This is a genomic window from Microbacterium sp. NFH-22A-Y (genome assembly GCF_021401375.1).
Taxonomy (GTDB): Bacteria; Actinomycetota; Actinomycetes; order Actinomycetales; family Microbacteriaceae; genus Microbacterium; species Microbacterium hominis.
Window position 1 is genome coordinate 300576 of sequence record NZ_JACBGF010000001.1, and the last position, 15121, is coordinate 315696.

General features: G+C 70.7%; 16 protein-coding genes. 13 read left to right on the forward strand and 3 right to left on the reverse strand.

The features are described from left to right. Window positions 1-3: 3 nt before the first annotated feature. Window positions 4-1404, reverse strand: coding sequence for an MFS transporter (locus L0965_RS01385; protein ID WP_101307135.1), 1401 nt, complete (start codon window positions 1402-1404; stop codon window positions 4-6). Between the two features lie 101 nt (window positions 1405-1505). On the opposite strand from L0965_RS01385, the gene L0965_RS01390 reads away from it, so the two are divergent. The 6 genes from L0965_RS01390 (at window position 1506) to L0965_RS01415 (ending at window position 5858) form a co-directional block, all read left to right on the forward strand. Further along, window positions 1506-2255, forward strand: a complete 750-nt coding sequence (locus tag L0965_RS01390; RefSeq protein ID WP_060959676.1) for a hypothetical protein — start codon at window positions 1506-1508, stop codon at window positions 2253-2255. Further along, the gene (locus tag L0965_RS01395) at window positions 2252-2647 is read left to right on the forward strand and encodes a hypothetical protein (protein WP_101305396.1); all 396 of its coding nucleotides are present in this window, start codon (window positions 2252-2254) and stop codon (window positions 2645-2647) included. The genes L0965_RS01390 and L0965_RS01395 overlap by 4 nt, the downstream gene beginning before the upstream one ends. A gap of 53 nt (window positions 2648-2700) precedes the next feature. Further along, window positions 2701-3153, forward strand: coding sequence for a MarR family winged helix-turn-helix transcriptional regulator (locus L0965_RS01400; RefSeq protein ID WP_061782214.1), 453 nt, complete (start codon window positions 2701-2703; stop codon window positions 3151-3153). A 35-nt stretch (window positions 3154-3188) separates the two neighbouring features. Next, window positions 3189-3611: an organic hydroperoxide resistance protein gene (locus L0965_RS01405; protein WP_060959673.1), complete on the forward strand. Its 423-nt coding sequence runs from the start codon at window positions 3189-3191 to the stop codon at window positions 3609-3611. A gap of 217 nt (window positions 3612-3828) precedes the next feature. After that, window positions 3829-4977, forward strand: coding sequence for an o-succinylbenzoate synthase (gene menC, locus L0965_RS01410; protein WP_061782215.1), 1149 nt, complete (start codon window positions 3829-3831; stop codon window positions 4975-4977). After that, window positions 4974-5858: a hypothetical protein gene (locus tag L0965_RS01415; RefSeq protein ID WP_101305397.1), complete on the forward strand. Its 885-nt coding sequence runs from the start codon at window positions 4974-4976 to the stop codon at window positions 5856-5858. The genes menC and L0965_RS01415 overlap by 4 nt, the downstream gene beginning before the upstream one ends. Before the next feature lie 33 nt (window positions 5859-5891). Here L0965_RS01415 and L0965_RS01420 read toward each other — a convergent pair whose 3' ends face one another. Next, window positions 5892-7256, reverse strand: a complete 1365-nt coding sequence (locus L0965_RS01420; RefSeq protein ID WP_101305398.1) for a flotillin family protein — start codon at window positions 7254-7256, stop codon at window positions 5892-5894. Between the two features lie 164 nt (window positions 7257-7420). On the opposite strand from L0965_RS01420, the gene L0965_RS01425 reads away from it, so the two are divergent. The 5 genes from L0965_RS01425 (at window position 7421) to L0965_RS01445 (ending at window position 12503) form a co-directional block, all read left to right on the forward strand. Beyond that, window positions 7421-7783 carry a DUF4870 domain-containing protein gene (locus L0965_RS01425; RefSeq protein WP_232783977.1) on the forward strand — a complete coding sequence of 121 codons (363 nt, stop codon included), beginning with the start codon at window positions 7421-7423 and terminating at the stop codon, window positions 7781-7783. Window positions 7784-7879: 96 nt separating this feature from the next. Beyond that, window positions 7880-9304, forward strand: a complete 1425-nt coding sequence (locus L0965_RS01430; protein WP_267956435.1) for a sugar porter family MFS transporter — start codon at window positions 7880-7882, stop codon at window positions 9302-9304. Between the two features lie 140 nt (window positions 9305-9444). Next, window positions 9445-10257, forward strand: coding sequence for a CPBP family intramembrane glutamic endopeptidase (locus tag L0965_RS16700; protein ID WP_101305401.1), 813 nt, complete (start codon window positions 9445-9447; stop codon window positions 10255-10257). Window positions 10258-10329: 72 nt separating this feature from the next. Further along, window positions 10330-11718, forward strand: coding sequence for a glycine--tRNA ligase (locus L0965_RS01440; RefSeq protein WP_101305402.1), 1389 nt, complete (start codon window positions 10330-10332; stop codon window positions 11716-11718). A 59-nt stretch (window positions 11719-11777) separates the two neighbouring features. After that, entirely contained in the window at window positions 11778-12503 is a 726-nt protein-coding gene (locus tag L0965_RS01445) for a GNAT family N-acetyltransferase (RefSeq protein WP_060959664.1), read from the forward strand. Window positions 12504-12577: 74 nt separating this feature from the next. Here L0965_RS01445 and L0965_RS01450 read toward each other — a convergent pair whose 3' ends face one another. Further along, window positions 12578-13144 (reverse strand): HhH-GPD-type base excision DNA repair protein, encoded by a 567-nt coding sequence (locus L0965_RS01450; protein ID WP_101305403.1) that lies wholly within the window; start codon window positions 13142-13144, stop codon window positions 12578-12580. Window positions 13145-13246: 102 nt separating this feature from the next. Here L0965_RS01450 and L0965_RS01455 point away from each other — a divergent pair, with 102 nt between their 5' ends. Both L0965_RS01455 and L0965_RS01460 read left to right on the forward strand, forming a co-directional pair. Further along, window positions 13247-14278 (forward strand): ATP-binding cassette domain-containing protein, encoded by a 1032-nt coding sequence (locus tag L0965_RS01455; RefSeq protein WP_198553666.1) that lies wholly within the window; start codon window positions 13247-13249, stop codon window positions 14276-14278. After that, window positions 14275-15114: an ABC transporter permease gene (locus tag L0965_RS01460; RefSeq protein ID WP_174524672.1), complete on the forward strand. Its 840-nt coding sequence runs from the start codon at window positions 14275-14277 to the stop codon at window positions 15112-15114. Before L0965_RS01455 ends, L0965_RS01460 begins: the two co-directional genes overlap by 4 nt. Window positions 15115-15121: the final 7 nt, after the last annotated feature.

Sequence of the window (15121 nt, forward strand, 5' to 3'; positions counted from 1 at the left end):
AGGCTAGTGGTCCGCCGGCAACGCGGGGTGGTGCTCGTCGGCGGGGCGCAGCGGGATGAAGGCCGCGACCGTGAGCGCGATGACCGCGGCGGCGAGCCCGAGCCAGAACGACACCTGGAAGGCGGATGCCGTGGGCACGGCGCGTCCGTCCTGCACCGTCGACATGCCGGCGAGCACCGCCCCGACGACCGCCGCGGCCGAGCTCGTCCCCAGCGAGCGGAAGAGGGCGTTGAGGCCGTTGGAGGCTCCGGTCTCGGTCTGCGGCACCGAGCGCATGATGAGCATGGGCATCGCGGCGTAGCCGAACCCGATGCCGACGCCGATGAGGAGGTTCGCGATGAGGATGTGCCAGACGGCCGACGCGAACAGCAGGCTGAAGCCGTAGGCGGCGATCAGCGCGATCGCGCCGAGGATGAGCAGCCGTCGCGGCCCGACCGTGCTCGCGAGGCGCCCGGAGAACGGGGAGAGCACCATCATGACCAGGCCGGACGGCATGATCACCAGGCTCGCCGCCAGCAGCGTGAGCCCGAAGCCGGTCGGTGCGGGCAGCTCGAGCAGCTGCGGGTAGGACACGTTGGACGAGAACAGCGAGAACCCCATCGCGACCGACGCGAGGTTCGTCAGCAGCACGGGGCGCCGGGCGGCGACGCGCAGGTCGAGCAGAGGCTCGGCGATCCGCAGTTCGTACCACCCCCAGACGAGGAGGACGGCCACACCGCCGAGGCCGCAGCCGAGGGTCGCCGGTGACGCCCACCCCCAGGCGTCGCCGCGCGAGATGGCGAGCAGGATGCCGAGCAGGCCCACCGCGAGACCGAGCGCGCCGACGTAGTCGAAGCGGCCCGCCGTGCGCAGGACGCTCACGGGGACGACGAGCAGGACGAGCACGAACACGATCGCGCCGAGGGCGGCGGCCGTCCAGAAGAGGGCGTGCCAGTCGGCGTTCTCGGTCACGAGCGCACTCACGGGGAGTCCGAGTGCGCCGCCGACGCCGAGGGTCGCGCTGATGAGGGCGATGGCCGGGTCGACGCGGTCCTCGTGGAGCACGTCGCGCAGGATCGAGATGCCGAGGGGGATCACGCCGGTCACGGCCCCCTGCAGGGCGCGGCCGACGATCAGCCAGACCAGTCCCGTCGACAGCGCCGCGACGACGGAGCCGACGACGAGCGTCGCCAGCAGCACCAGCACGATGCGGCGCTTGCCGTACATGTCGCCCAGACGCCCCGCGATCGGCGTGATGACGGCGGCCGCGAGGAGCGTCGCGGTGACCACCCACGCCGTGTCGTCGCGGTCGGCGTGCAGGAGGTCGGGCAGGCGCGTCTGGATCGGGACGACCAGCGTGAACATGAACGACGAGGCGAGGCCGGCCAGCGCCAGCACGGCGACGATGGCGCCCTGCGGCGGCATCCGCGCCAGCCGTCTGCGCGCGGAGTCGTCGGTAGCCATCGTTTCAGGCTATCGTCCGGTCGGCGCGGTGGCTCCGTCGGGGTCCGGCGTAGGGTGACGTCATGGCGGACCTCGACAGCCGGACCCCCGACGGGTTCCGCATCCGACCCCTGCAGACCATGGCCCAGATCACGGCGGCGTCCGCCGTGCTCAGCGAGGTGTGGGGCGGCGATCGCACGGGCATGCCCGCGAACCTCCTGAGGGCGCTCGCGCACGTGGGCAACTACGCCGTCGGGCTGTACGCCGCCCCGACGGAGGGTGATCCCGCGGCGGAGCGCATGATCGGCGCGTCGGTCGGGTTCTTCGCCGCTCCCGACGACCGGTCGCTGCACTCGCACATCACCGGCATCGTCGGCGGGTATCGGGGGCGGGGACTCGGGCGCCTGCTCAAGCAGCATCAGCGGGAGTGGGCGCTCGGGCGCGACGTGCACCACATCACCTGGACCTTCGATCCGCTCGTCGCCCGCAACGCGTCGTTCAACCTGCGCGTTCTCGGCGCGCGCGTGGGCGCGTACTTCGTGGACCACTACGGCGCCATGGACGACGGGGTGAACCGCGGCGACGAGACCGACCGCATCTTCGCCGTCTGGGATCTGGATGCGCCCGCCGCCCCGCCGCGCGAGCAGGACATCGTCACCACCGTGGAGGTGCCCGCCGACATCGAACGGCTGCGACGCGAGGCACCCGGTGAGGCGCTGGACTGGCGGTACCGCGTGCGGGAGGCGTTCCTCGGGCTCACCGAGGACGGGTTCAGGGTCGCCGGATTCGACGACCGCGGCTACCTGTTCGTCCGTGAGGGGGTGACGGCGTGAGCGTCGGCGGCGTCGTTCCGGAGGACTGGACGGTGCACCGCCGGGAGGACGGCGAACGTCTCGGCTGGATACGGCCGGACGGCGACGCCTGGACGGCGATCGACGTGCTGGGGCGGGTGGTCGCGGCATCCGTCGACTGGCTGGATGCCGAGGACGCGCTCGAGCGGCGGGGTCTCGCGTTCCTGGCCGAGCCGTGGATGCTCGAGCGCGGTGAGGGGCAGCCGGTGCGCGTCCGGCTCGTCGAGGTGACGCCCGCGCGGATCGTCGTCAAGGTCGACGACTACGGCGACATGAGCCGGCCGCACGAGGGGATCGTCCTGCCGTGGCCGCTGCCGCCGCAGCTGCGGCCGCCGCGGGAGGGCGATCCGGACGGGTTCACGCTGTCGCGCTGACACGTCTCCCGAGACAAATTGTGCACAACTGAATTGTGTGCAATGCTTTCCTCATGTCCGCTCCCGCCACGCTCGACGAGTTCGTCTGCTTCGCGATGTACACCGCCTCGCACGCCACGACGCAGGCCTATCGCGAAGTGCTGAAGCCGTGGAAGCTCACGTATCCGCAGTACCTGGCGCTGATCGTGCTGGCCGCGGGCGAGCGCACCGTGAGCGGACTCGGCGACGAACTCGGCCTCGACTCCGGCACGCTCTCGCCGCTGCTGCGGCGTCTGGAGGACCGCGGTCTGGTCCTGCGTCGCCGTGACGCCGCCGACGAACGCGTCGTGCGCGTCGCGCTGACCGCCGCCGGGCGCGAGGTCCACGCCGACGTCGTGGCGGCTGCCGGCTGCCTCGTGCCCGCGTTCGTCGACAGCGGCCGCGGCCTCGGCGAGCTGCTCGAACAGCTCGCCGCCATCACCGCCAACATGCGCGCGCTCGCCGCCGACCTGCGCACCGCCGCCTGAGCGGCGCGCCTCCCACCTCCACGAAAGGAACCACCATGGACACCCTCTACACCGCAGAAGCCCTCGCCACCGGCGGCGGCCGCAACGGACACGTCCGCACCACCGACGGCATCCTCGACTTCGACGTGCGCGTCCCCAAGGAGATGGGCGGCGCCGGTGAGGCCCCGAACCCGGAGCTCCTGTTCGCCGCCGGGTACGCGGCCTGCTTCCACAGCGCCCTGCAGAGCGTCGCTCGCGCCCAGAAGGTGAGCATCGAAGGCTCCAGCGTGGGCTCGCGCGTCGGCATCGGCCCCAACGGCCAGGGTGGATTCCAGCTGGCCGTCGCGCTCGAGGTCAACATCCCCGACGTCGACCTCGCCGTCGCGCAGCAGCTCGCCGACGCCGCCCACCAGGTGTGCCCGTACTCGAACGCCACGCGCGGCAACATCGAGGTCGCGGTCACCGTCGTCGACGACTGATTTCGCGAACCCGCGTCATAAGCCACGGCATCCGCCCTCTCTTGAGTGAAGACCTCGAGAGGACGGATGCCGTGCGCACTTTCATCACCGCCATCACCGGAGCCCTGCTGCCCCGGGCGCCGCGTCGCAGCACCTACATCGCGCCGCGCTTCGCCGTGCTGCGCGCCCACCGCTGAGCACGAGCCCGCCGCACCCGCGCGCGGCGTAGCCTGAGCGCATGCCGATCGCCCGCCCCGCCGCACCCGTGCGCCTCGACGCCGTCGAGCTGCGCGTCGTGCACCTGCCGCTGGTCTCGCCCTTCACGACGTCGTTCGGCACCGAGACCGTGCGGGAGGCGATCGTCGTGCGCGCCCGCACGGCCGGCGGCGACGGGTGGGGCGAGATCGTCACCCAGCAGGCGCCGCTGTACTCCAGCGAGTACACGCAGGGCGCGTGGGACGTGGCTCAGCGCTTCCTCGTGCCGGCGCTGCTGGATGCCGGGTCCTCCGCCTCCGGCGGCCTTTCGCCCGAGGACGTGTCGGCCGTGCTGGAGCCCTTCGTCGGCCACCGCATGGTGAAGGCCGGCCTGGAGCTCGCCGTCCTCGATGCGGCCCTCCGCGCCGAGGGGCGCCCGCTGGGCGAGTACCTCGGCGCCACGGTCGACCGCGTGCCGAGCGGGGTGTCGGTCGGCATCCAGCGCGACCCGGCCGCGCTCGTCGATGTCGTGGCCGGCTACCTCGACGAGGGCTACGTACGGATCAAGATCAAGATCAAGCCCGGCCGAGACGTCGCCGACACCGCCGCCGTGCGGGACGCCTTCGGCGCCATCGCGCTGCAGGTGGATGCGAACTCGGCCTACACGCTCGCCGATGCCGACACCCTCGCCGAGCTCGACCGGTTCGACCTGCTGCTGATCGAACAGCCGCTGCAGGAGGACGACATCGTCGACCACGCCGCGCTGGCGGCACGGCTGCGCACGCCCCTCTGCCTGGACGAGTCGATCGTGTCGGCCAAGGCCGCGCGCGACGCGCTCGCCCTGCGCGCCGCCGCCATCATCAACATCAAGGCCGGACGCGTCGGTGGCTACCTCGAAGCGGTCCGCGTCCACGACCTGTGTCGAGAGGCGGGCGTCCCGGTGTGGTGCGGCGGCATGCTCGAGACCGGCATCGGCCGTGCGGCGAACGCGGCCCTCGCGGCGCTGCCCGGTTTCACCCTGCCGGGCGACGTCTCGGCATCCTCCCGCTTCTACGCGCGCGACATCGTGCGCGACCCGATCGTGCTGGAAGACGGGTACGTGCGCGTGCCGACCGCGCCGGGCATCGGCGTGGAGATCGATCCCGTCGCCCTCGACGATGCGACGGTCGCGCGGGTGGAACTGCGGCGGTGAGCCGCGTGCGGCACCGGTCGGCCGTCGCTGCGGCCGTGATCGCGGCGGCGCTGCTCGCGGGGTGCGCCGCCGACGCGGCGCCGGTCGTCAGCCCGGGGCCGCCACCGGCGGGGGTCGCGGTGGTCGTCACCCAGCAGCGGTCCGATGTCGCCGACCGGCAGGCCGAGGTGCGGATCGAGAACCACGGCGACGTCGCGATCGAGGTGGGTGCGGTCCGACTCGACGATCCCCGGTTCGCGGCGCCCGCCACGCGCATCGTCGACAGGGTCTCTCCGTTGGGTCCGGGGTCGACGGTCGACGTCCGCGTGCAGTTGCCGGGCGCGGTGTGCGACGCCCCGCAGGATGCCGCGAGCACCGTGACGTTCGACTACGTGATCGACGGACGGGCGGGCCGGGCGACCGGGCCGGCGCCGGAGCTGTTCCCGTTCCTCGCCGCGCTCCACCGGCGCGACTGCGTCGAGCAGCACGTGCGCCAGGTCGCCGACGTCGACCTCACCGCGTTCGCCCCGTCGGCCCCGGGAGCGCCCGCGACGCTGTCGGTGTCGATCGTCCCGCGCGGCGGCACCGCCGACGTCGAGCTCACCGGCATCCGCGAGACGAACCTGCTGACGTTTCCCGCCGCCACGGGAGGCGTGTACGCGCTGGACATCGATCTCGCCGACGGCCATCGTGACCCGACGACCATCGCGCTGCCGCTCGTGCCGGCGCGCTGCGACCCCCACGCCGTGCAGGAGGACAAGCGCGGCACCGTCTTCGTCGTCGACGTCGTGGTCGACGGCGAACCCGGCCAGTTCGCCCTCGCCGCCGGCCCTGCCCTCAAGGGGGAGCTGCTGGCGTGGGTCACCGCCTGGTGCGGCGAGGGCGACGGCGCCGGTCACTGAACGACCGGCGCCCGCGCCTCGCTTCATCTCCGATCAGGGGGTGGGGACCTCGGCGGATGCCGCGGCATCCGTGCGCGATGCCTGCTCCTCGCGCAGGCCCTGGGCCATCCCCCGACCCGTCGCCTGCCCCTGGATCACCTGACGCAGGTCGATGCCGGTGGCCGCCTGGATCGCGTCGAAGCTCGCCCGCATGCTCGAGGCCGACTCCGCCGCCATGTGGCTGGAGGCGCCCTCGCCGCCGAGCACCGTGATCGAGCCGACCTTGTCGAAGCCGCGCGCGAACTCGGTCATCATCGGCACGAGCGCCTCGAGGGCGCGCTGTGCGAGCAACGCCTCCTGGTTCTTCGAGAGGGCTTCGGCCTCCGCCTCGATCGCGGACGCCCGCGCCTCGCCGACGAGGCGCACCGCGTCGGCCTCGGCCTGAGCGCGCAGGCGCGTGGCCTCCGCCTCCTGCGCCGCGATCTGCGCACGCGCCTCGGCGGCCTTCACTTCGCCATACGCCGCGGCATCCGCGGCGCGCTGGCGCTGGTAGAGGTCTGCATCGGCGACCTTCTTGATGTCGGCGTCGAGCTGCGCCTGCTTGTTCTCGGCACCCTGCAGCAGCACCGCCTGCTCGCGCTCGGCCCGCGCGAGGGCCTCGGCCTGCTCGGCCTCGGCGCGAGCCCGACCGACCTCGGCGGCCGCCGCGGCGGAGTTCTTGTCGAACGCGGTCTGCTCGACGAGGTTGGCCTCGTCGGTCGCGATCTGGCGGGCGCGCACCTCCCGCGCGGCGTTGATGCGGGCGACCTCGGCCTCGCGGCGGACGCGCTCGACCTCGGTGGCACCGAGGGCGTCGATGTAGCCGTTCTTGTCGGTGACGCCCTGGATCTGGAACGAGTCGAGGATGAGCCCCTGCGCGAGCAGGTCGCTCTTGATGCCCTCGGCGATCTGGTCGGAGAGCTTCTGGCGGTCCTTCATGAGCTGCTCGACCGTGAGGGTCGCGACGACGCCGCGCAGCGCGCCCTCCAACTGCTCGGTGGTGAACTGCTCGATCGCGCCGTCCTGCGAGAGGAAGCGTTCGGCCGCACGGCGGACGAACTCGGGATCCGAACCGATCTTCACCAGCGCGACGCCCGAGACGTTGACGGTCACACCGTTGGAGGCCTGCGCCGTCGGCTCCATCTTGATCTGACGTGCGCGCAGCGAGATCATCTCGGCGCGCTGCGTCAGCGGGTTGACGAGGGCGCCGCCCCCGGTGATCACCGAGATGCGCGACGACTCGCCGCTGGCGTTCTTCTGGTTCTTGCCGACGATGACCAGGGCCTGGTCGGCCTTGGCGACCTTGTACCAGGCGCGGACCATGATGAGCAAGAAGATGAGGAGGACGATCGCGGCGACCACGGCGATGCCGACGATCACGAGCGTTCCCCCAGCGGCAAGAATCTCCACGTTACGAACCCACTTTCCTTTGCGTTGCCGATGTCCTTCGACCGTATCGAACGATGCCCCCGGATGCCGAGGAACGCCCAGATCTCGGGATAACCCCCTCGGACCCGGCGTGTCCAGACCTCTACGCTGGTCGCATGACCACTCCGCCGTATCCGCAGCCCGGCCCGCAGCCGATGAACCCGTCCGACGAGAAGATGTGGGCGACCCTCGTGCACGTCGGCGGGGCCCTCTTCGGATTCCTTCCGGCGCTCATCGGCTACCTCGTGCTGAAGGACCGCGGCCCGTTCGTGCGCGCGCACACCGCGACCGCGCTCAACTTCCAGCTCACCCTGCTCATCGCCGAGGTCGTCGGCTACGTGCTGATGATCGTGCTGATCGGCTTCCTCGTCGTCCCCCTCGTCTACGTCGTGCGCATCGTCTTCTCGATCATCGCCGCCGTGAAGGCGAACAAGGGCGAGTGGTACACCTACCCGGTGGCCATCTCCTTCCTCAGCTGATCGCCGACGGAGCGGAGGTCCGCCCGCACCCCGCGGCGCGGAGCTATCGTTTTCCGAGTGACCACGACCGACTCCCTCCCCGCCGGAACGTTCTCGATGAGGAGCCCCTACGGGCGACGGGCCGCCGCACTGTCGGTCGCCGCCGCGGTCGGCGGGTTCCTCTTCGGCTTCGACTCCTCCGTCATCAACGGCGCCGTCTCCTCCATCGAGTCCACGTACACGAAGGACGCGCTCCTCACCGGATTCGTCGTCGCCGTCGCCCTTCTCGGCTGTGCGCTGGGAGCGGTCATCGCCGGCGCGCTGTCCGACCGCTGGGGGCGCCTTCGGGTCATGCTGCTCGGCTCGGCGATGTTCCTCGCCAGCTCGATCGGGTCGGCCTTGACCTTCAGCGTCCCCGATCTCATCGTCTGGCGCGTGCTCGGCGGCATCGGGATCGGCATCGCCTCGGTCGTCGCCCCCGCCTACATCGCGGAGGTCGCGCCGCGCCAGGTGCGCGGCAGCCTCGCCTCGCTGCAGCAGCTCGCGATCACGCTCGGAATCTTCACCGCCCTGCTGAGCAACGCGGTGCTGGCCGGCGCCGCCGGCAGCGCCGACAACGTGCTCTGGTGGGGGCTGGAGGCCTGGCGCTGGATGTTCCTCATCGGCGTCATCCCGGCCGCGGTCTACGGCATCCTCTCCCTGACGATGCCGGAGTCTCCGCGTTTCCTGCTCGCCAAGGGGCGCAACGACGAGGCGCGGGCGATCTTCGAGCGTCTCGTCCCGGCGGCCGACCTCGACAAGACGATGAACGAGCTGATCAGCGGCATCGAGGACGATCGCAAGAACCGGACCGCCTCCCTCCGGGGCTCGGCACTCGGCCTTCAGCCCGTCGTGTGGATCGGCATCATCCTGTCGGCGTTCCAGCAGCTGGTCGGCATCAACGTGATCTTCTACTACTCGACGACGCTCTGGCGGGCCGTCGGCTTCGATGAGAGCAACTCGCTGCTGATCAGCGTGTTCACGTCCGTGACCAATGTGCTCGTCACGCTGATCGCGATCTTCCTGGTCGACCGCATCGGCCGCAAGCCCATCCTGATGACCGGCTCGCTCCTGATGGCGCTCTCCCTGGGCACGATGGCGCTCGCCTTCGCGTTCGCCCAGACGGTGGACGGCGAGGTCACGCTGCCCGGGGCGTGGGGGCCGATCGCCCTGGTGGCGGCGAACCTTTTCGTCGTCGGATTCGGCGCCTCCTGGGGCCCGATCGTGTGGGTGCTGCTCGGCGAGATCTTCCCCAGCCGCATCCGCGGGAAGGCGCTCGGCGTCGCGGCCGGGGCGCAGTGGATCGCCAACTTCCTCGTCTCGTGGACGTTCCCGCAGCTCGCGGCGTTCTCTCTCCCGTTCACGTACGGCATGTACGCGGTCTTCGCGGCGCTGTCCTTCGTCTTCGTCCTCTGGAAGATCCCGGAGACGAAGGGCATGCCCCTCGAGCAGAGCGAGACGCTCTTCGTCCGCACGCCGAAGCGGTCGGCCCGGGCGCACTGAGCCGGCCCGCGAACACGCCGGACCCGCCCGCTCGCATACCTCAGTTCAACAGGCCGGGCAACGCGGTTGCCGAACCCCGTTCGCCGCGTCTAGCTTCGCTAGGGTTCGGCAGCCTGGAGACGCGTGACGAGGAGTAGGCAGTGAGTGGATTTTCCGCAGGACCGGCGTGGGCGCGGTTCTGGAATCGCGGGCAGTGGTGGAAAGCGGTCATCCTGGCCGTCGGCTATCTCGTTCTGTACGAGCTTGCCTCCCTGGCGCTGACGCCGCTCGTCCCCCTGGCGGGAGAGGCGGGGACGGCTGCGAACGTCTTGATCTTCTACGCCGTGCCGATCTTCATCGGCTGCGTGATCCTCGTCGTCTTCGGTGCCTCCGTCGGCTGGCTGAGAGGGCTGTTCGCGACGCAGCCGATCGGTGGCCGCTGGTGGATGTGGATCGCCGTCGCGATCGTGGTCGGCTTCAACATCCTCCACCTGCTGAGCATCGACTACAGCCAGGTCGGGCTCGACTACTTCCTCACCTGGATGCTCGCGGGTCTCCTCATCGGCTTCGCGGAGGAGACGCTCACCCGGGGCTATGTGGTGCGCATCATGCGGGAGGCGGGACACCGGGAGATCGCGGTCGCGCTCGTGTCCGCCGGCGTCTTCGCGTTGCTGCACGCCACCAACCTGCTCAGCGGCCAGCCGCTGATCGCGACGGCGATCCAGCTGATCTACACCTTCTTCTTCGGGATCATGATGTACCTCGCGCTGCGCGTCACGCGCACGCTGATCGCGCCGATCCTGCTGCACGCGAGCACCGACCCGAGCATCTTCATGCACGCGCAGTACCCGGCGGCGGGCTCTCTCGGGACGATCGCGAGCCTCGGGAACTGGGCCGTCATGATCGTCGGGCTCGTGCTGGTGTTCTTCATCCGTGGACGGGTGGGCCGGGAAGCCGCTGCGGCGGAAGACTAGACTCGACGGATGCCGGAGCTCTCGGCATCCACACCCTTTTCGCATTCGCGACACGACCATTTGGAGCCACCTGTGGCCGAGCAGTCCCGCCTCGACAAAGTCATCGCCCTCGCCCGTCATCGCGGTTTCGTCTTCCAGGCCGGCGAGATCTACGGCGGATCGCGGTCGGCGTGGGACTACGGCCCCCTCGGCACGGAGCTCAAGGAGAACATCCGCCGTCAGTGGTGGCAGACGTTCGTGCGCGGCCGCGCCGACATGGTCGGGCTCGACTCGAGCATCATCCTCCCCAAGCGCGTCTGGGAGGCCTCCGGCCACGTCGCCACGTTCACCGACCCGCTGGTCGAGTGCCTCCACTGCCACAAGCGCTTCCGCGCCGACAACCTCATCGAGGACTTCGAGGCGCGCAAGGGCCGCCCCGCCGAGAACGGTCTCGCCGACATCCCCTGCCCCAACTGCGGCACCAAGGGCCAGTACACCGAGCCGAAGGCGTTCTCCGGTCTCGTCAAGACCTACCTGGGTGTCGTCGACGACGAGTCGGGCCTGTACTTCCTGCGCCCCGAGACGGCGCAGGGCATCTTCGTCAACTTCTCGAACGTGCTGACGGCGTCGCGTCGCAAGCCGCCGTTCGGCGTGGGCCAGGTCGGCAAGGCCTTCCGCAACGAGATCACCCCCGGCAACTTCATCTTCCGCACGCGCGAGTTCGAGCAGATGGAGATCGAGTACTTCACGCCGCCCGCCGAGGCGCACCAGTGGTTCGAGCACTGGGTGGAGGCGTGCTGGAACTGGTTCGTCGACCTCGGTGTCGACCCCGCCAACATGAAGCGGTTCGACGTGCCCGAGGAGGACCGCGCGCACTACTCCGCCGGCACCATCGACGTCGAGTACCGCTTCGGCTTCCCGGGCAAGGAGTGGGGCGAGCTCATGGGTGTCGCCAACCGCACCGACTACGACCTCAAGAGCCACTCCGAGGCGTCCGGCCAGTCGCTCACCTTCTTCGACCAGGCCTCGGGTGAGAAGTACACGCCCTACGTCATCGAGCCCTCGTTCGGTCTCACCCGCGCGATGATGGCGTTCTTGGTCGACGCGTACCGCGAGGAGGAGGTGCCCAACGCCAAGGGCGGCACCGACACCCGAACGGTGCTCGCGCTCGACCCGCGCCTGGCTCCCGTGAAGGTCGCCGTGCTGCCCCTCTCGCGCAACGAGCGTCTCTCGCCGCTGGCGCGCCAGGTGGCCGACGACCTGCGCGCGCAGGGCTGGAACGTCGATTTCGACGACGCCGGGGCCATCGGTCGGCGCTACCGCCGGCAGGACGAGATCGGCACGCCGTTCTGCGTGACGGTCGACTTCGACTCGCTCGACGACCAGGCCGTCACCGTGCGCGATCGCGACACCATGGCGCAGGAGCGCATCGCCCTCGACGCGCTCGTGGGCTACCTCGGCGAGCGCCTGCGCGGCGCCTGAGCCGCGGCATCCACCGATCGCCGCCGCGACGGTCGCCGTCGAACGGCTACCGTGGAGGCATGGCATCCGGCGCATCCGAGTCCACGCTCAGCATCCGCGATCTCGACACGCTCGACGAGATCTTCGCCGCGCATCGCATCCTCGTCGAGATCTGGGGTGGGCGCGATCCGCTGCCGGCGCCGCTCATGCGGGCGCTGCAGTACTCGGGCAACTACGTGGTGGGTCTCTACGACGGCGATCGCATCGTCGGGGCATCCGTCGCGTTCTTCTCGCCGCCCGAGCAGCACGCGATGCACTCGCACGTGACCGGCGTGCTGCCGGAGTACCAGCGCCGCGGGTTCGGACGCCTCCTCAAGCAGCAGCAGCGCCAGTGGGCCATCGCCCGCGACATCGGCACCGTCACCTGGACGTTCGACCCGCTCGTGCGCCGCAACGCCCACTTCAACGCCAAGACGATCGGCGTGCGGTTCGTGCAGTACCTCGTCGACCAGTACGGCTCGGCCTACGACGGCGCCGAGCTCGACCAGCGCGGCCAGGGCGTCGACAGCGACCGCCTGCTGGTGGCGTGGGCGCTCGCCTCCGCTCCAGTGCGCGAGCCGGATGCCGCGGACGTCGTGGCGACGGTGCAGATCCCCGATGACATCGAGGCGCTGCGGCGCACCGACCCGACCGAGGCGGCCGCGTGGCGACTGCGCGTGCGCGACGAGATGCTCGGCCACTACAGCCGCGGCCTGGTCATCGGCGGTTTCGACGACGAGCGCGGGTATCTGTTCGTGCAGGGCTGAGCCGGTGCGCTGGGGGCGTTTCGACTCGCTGCGCTCGCTCAACGGCCGGGGGTCTTCCTCCCGGCCGCGACGCCTCAGCGCTTCGCCGCCGCCTTCGCCGCCTTCTTGAACTCGCGGACCTTGGCGAGCGAGTCGGGCGAGACGATGTCCGCGACCGACCGGTACGACCCCTCCTCGCCGTAGGCCCCGGCGGCCTCGCGCCATCCGGCGCCCGTGAAGCCGTACTGCTTGCCGAGCAGGGCGAGGAAGATCTTGGCCTTCTGCTCGCCGAAGCCCGGCAGCGCCTTCAGCCGCTTCAGCACGGTGGGGCCGTCGGGCTCGCCCTCGGTCCACAGCGCCGCGGCATCCCCGCCCCAGTCCTGCTCGAGGGTGCGGCAGAGGGTCTGCACCCGACCCGCCATCGACCCGGGGTAGCGGTGCACCGCGGGCGACTGCTGGAAGGCGGCGACGAGCGCGTCGGGGTCGTAGCCGGCGATGGTGGCGGCATCCACGGCGCCGATGCGCTCCGCGATCTTCAACGGGCCGCTGAACGCCGTCTCCATGGCCACCTGCTGGTCGAGCAGCATGCCGATCAGCAGCGCGAGCGGGTTGTCGGTGAGCAGGGTGTCGGCGGCCGGGTCGTCGGTGATGTGCAGGCTCATACATCGAGTGTGTCACCCGCAGACGCACCGTGACAGCGCCGTGACAGCGGCATCCTGCTCGTGACAGCGGGGCGGCAGCGCCTCCGGCGCACAGTGGATGACATGACCACTTCCTCCACTTCCACACCCACCCTCGCGGTGCGCGCCGAAGGCCTCGTGAAGGTCTTCGGCGACAACCGGGCCGTGGACGGCGTCGACCTGACGGTCGAGGCCGGCACGGTCTACGGTGTGCTCGGCCCCAACGGCGCCGGCAAGACCACCACCATCAACATGCTCGCCACGCTCCTGCGTCCCGACGGCGGCCGCGCCGAGATCTTCGGCCACGACGTGATGCGCGAGCCGAACGTCGTGCGCCAGCTCATCGGCGTCACCGGCCAGTTCGCCTCGGTCGACGAGACCCTGTCGGCGACCGAGAACCTCATGATCTTCGGTCGGCTGCTGGGCCTGTCCCGCGCCGAGGCGAAGAGCAAGGCGGCCGACCTGCTCGAGCGCTTCGCTCTGACGGATGCCGCGCGCCGGCCGCTCAAGAAGTTCTCCGGCGGCATGCGGCGCCGGCTCGACCTCGCGGCATCCCTTCTCGCGCAGCCGCCGCTCATCTTCCTCGACGAGCCGACGACGGGCCTCGACCCGCGCACGCGCGGACAGATGTGGGACACCATCCGCGAGCTGGTCGCGACGGGCTCCACCGTCGTGCTCACGACGCAGTACCTCGACGAGGCCGACCAGCTGGCCGACCGGATCGCCGTGATCGATCACGGCCGGGTCGTCGCCGAGGGCACCGCCGACGACCTCAAGGCGTCGGTCGGCACCTCCTCGCTGATCCTGCGGCTCGCCGACGCCGCCGACACCGACGACGCCCTCCGCGCGATCGCGCAGGTGCTCGGCGTGCGCGGCGCGCTGTCGCCGGAGGCCGCGCGCATCACGGCGCCGATGGCCGACCCCGACCGGGTCGCCGACCTGCTCATCACCCTGCGCGAGGCCGGCATCCACCTCACCGAGATGAGCGTGCAGAAGCCGACGCTCGACGAGGTGTTCCTCACCATCACCGGCCGACCGGCGGATGCCGCGGCCACCGACCCCGCGTCCGCCGACGCCCCCACCGCCAACGCCGCCACCACGGAGGTCCGCGCATGACCACCATCACCCCGACCCCGATCGCCCTGACCCCCATCACCCCGGCATCCGAGCGTCGCCTGTCGAACCGCACGAGCCTGCGCCAGACGGTCGAGAACACCCTGACCATGGCCTACCGCGGTCTCGTGAAGATCCGCCGCACGCCCGAGCAGCTCGTCGACGTGACGGTGCAGCCGATCATCTTCACGCTGATGTTCGCCTACATCTTCGGCGGGGCGATCGCCGGAAACGTCGAGAGCTACCTGCCGGCGCTGATTCCCGGCATCCTGGTCCAGACCGTCATCACGACCTCCGTCGTCACCGGCACGCAGCTGCGCGAGGACATGGACAAGGGCGTCTTCGACCGGTTCCGGTCGTTGCCGATCGCCCGCATCGCCCCGCTGTCGGGCGCCCTGCTGGCCGACACCCTCCGCTACGCGATCGCCACGACCATCACCTTCGTCGTGGGCTTCCTCATGGGCTACCGTCCGGCCGGAGGCCTCGGGGCCGTGGTCGCGGCGGGACTGCTGGTGATCGCCTGCTCGTGGGCGATCAGCTGGATCTTCGCCTTCTTCGGGGTCGTCGCCCGCACCGCCTCCAGCGTGCAGGGCATCTCGATGCTGATCCTGTTCCCGCTGACGTTCCTGTCGAACGCCTACGTGCCGATCGACTCGCTGCCCGCGCCGCTGGCCTGGTTCGCGAGCATCAACCCGATCTCGCACCTGGTCACGGCGGTGCGCGACCTGGCCAACGCGGGCACCATCGGGACGGACTTCTGGACCTCGCTGGTGGGGGCTGCGGTCATCGTCGCGGTGTTCGCGCCGCTCACGGTGCGCGCCTACATGCGCAAGGCCTGACCGACCG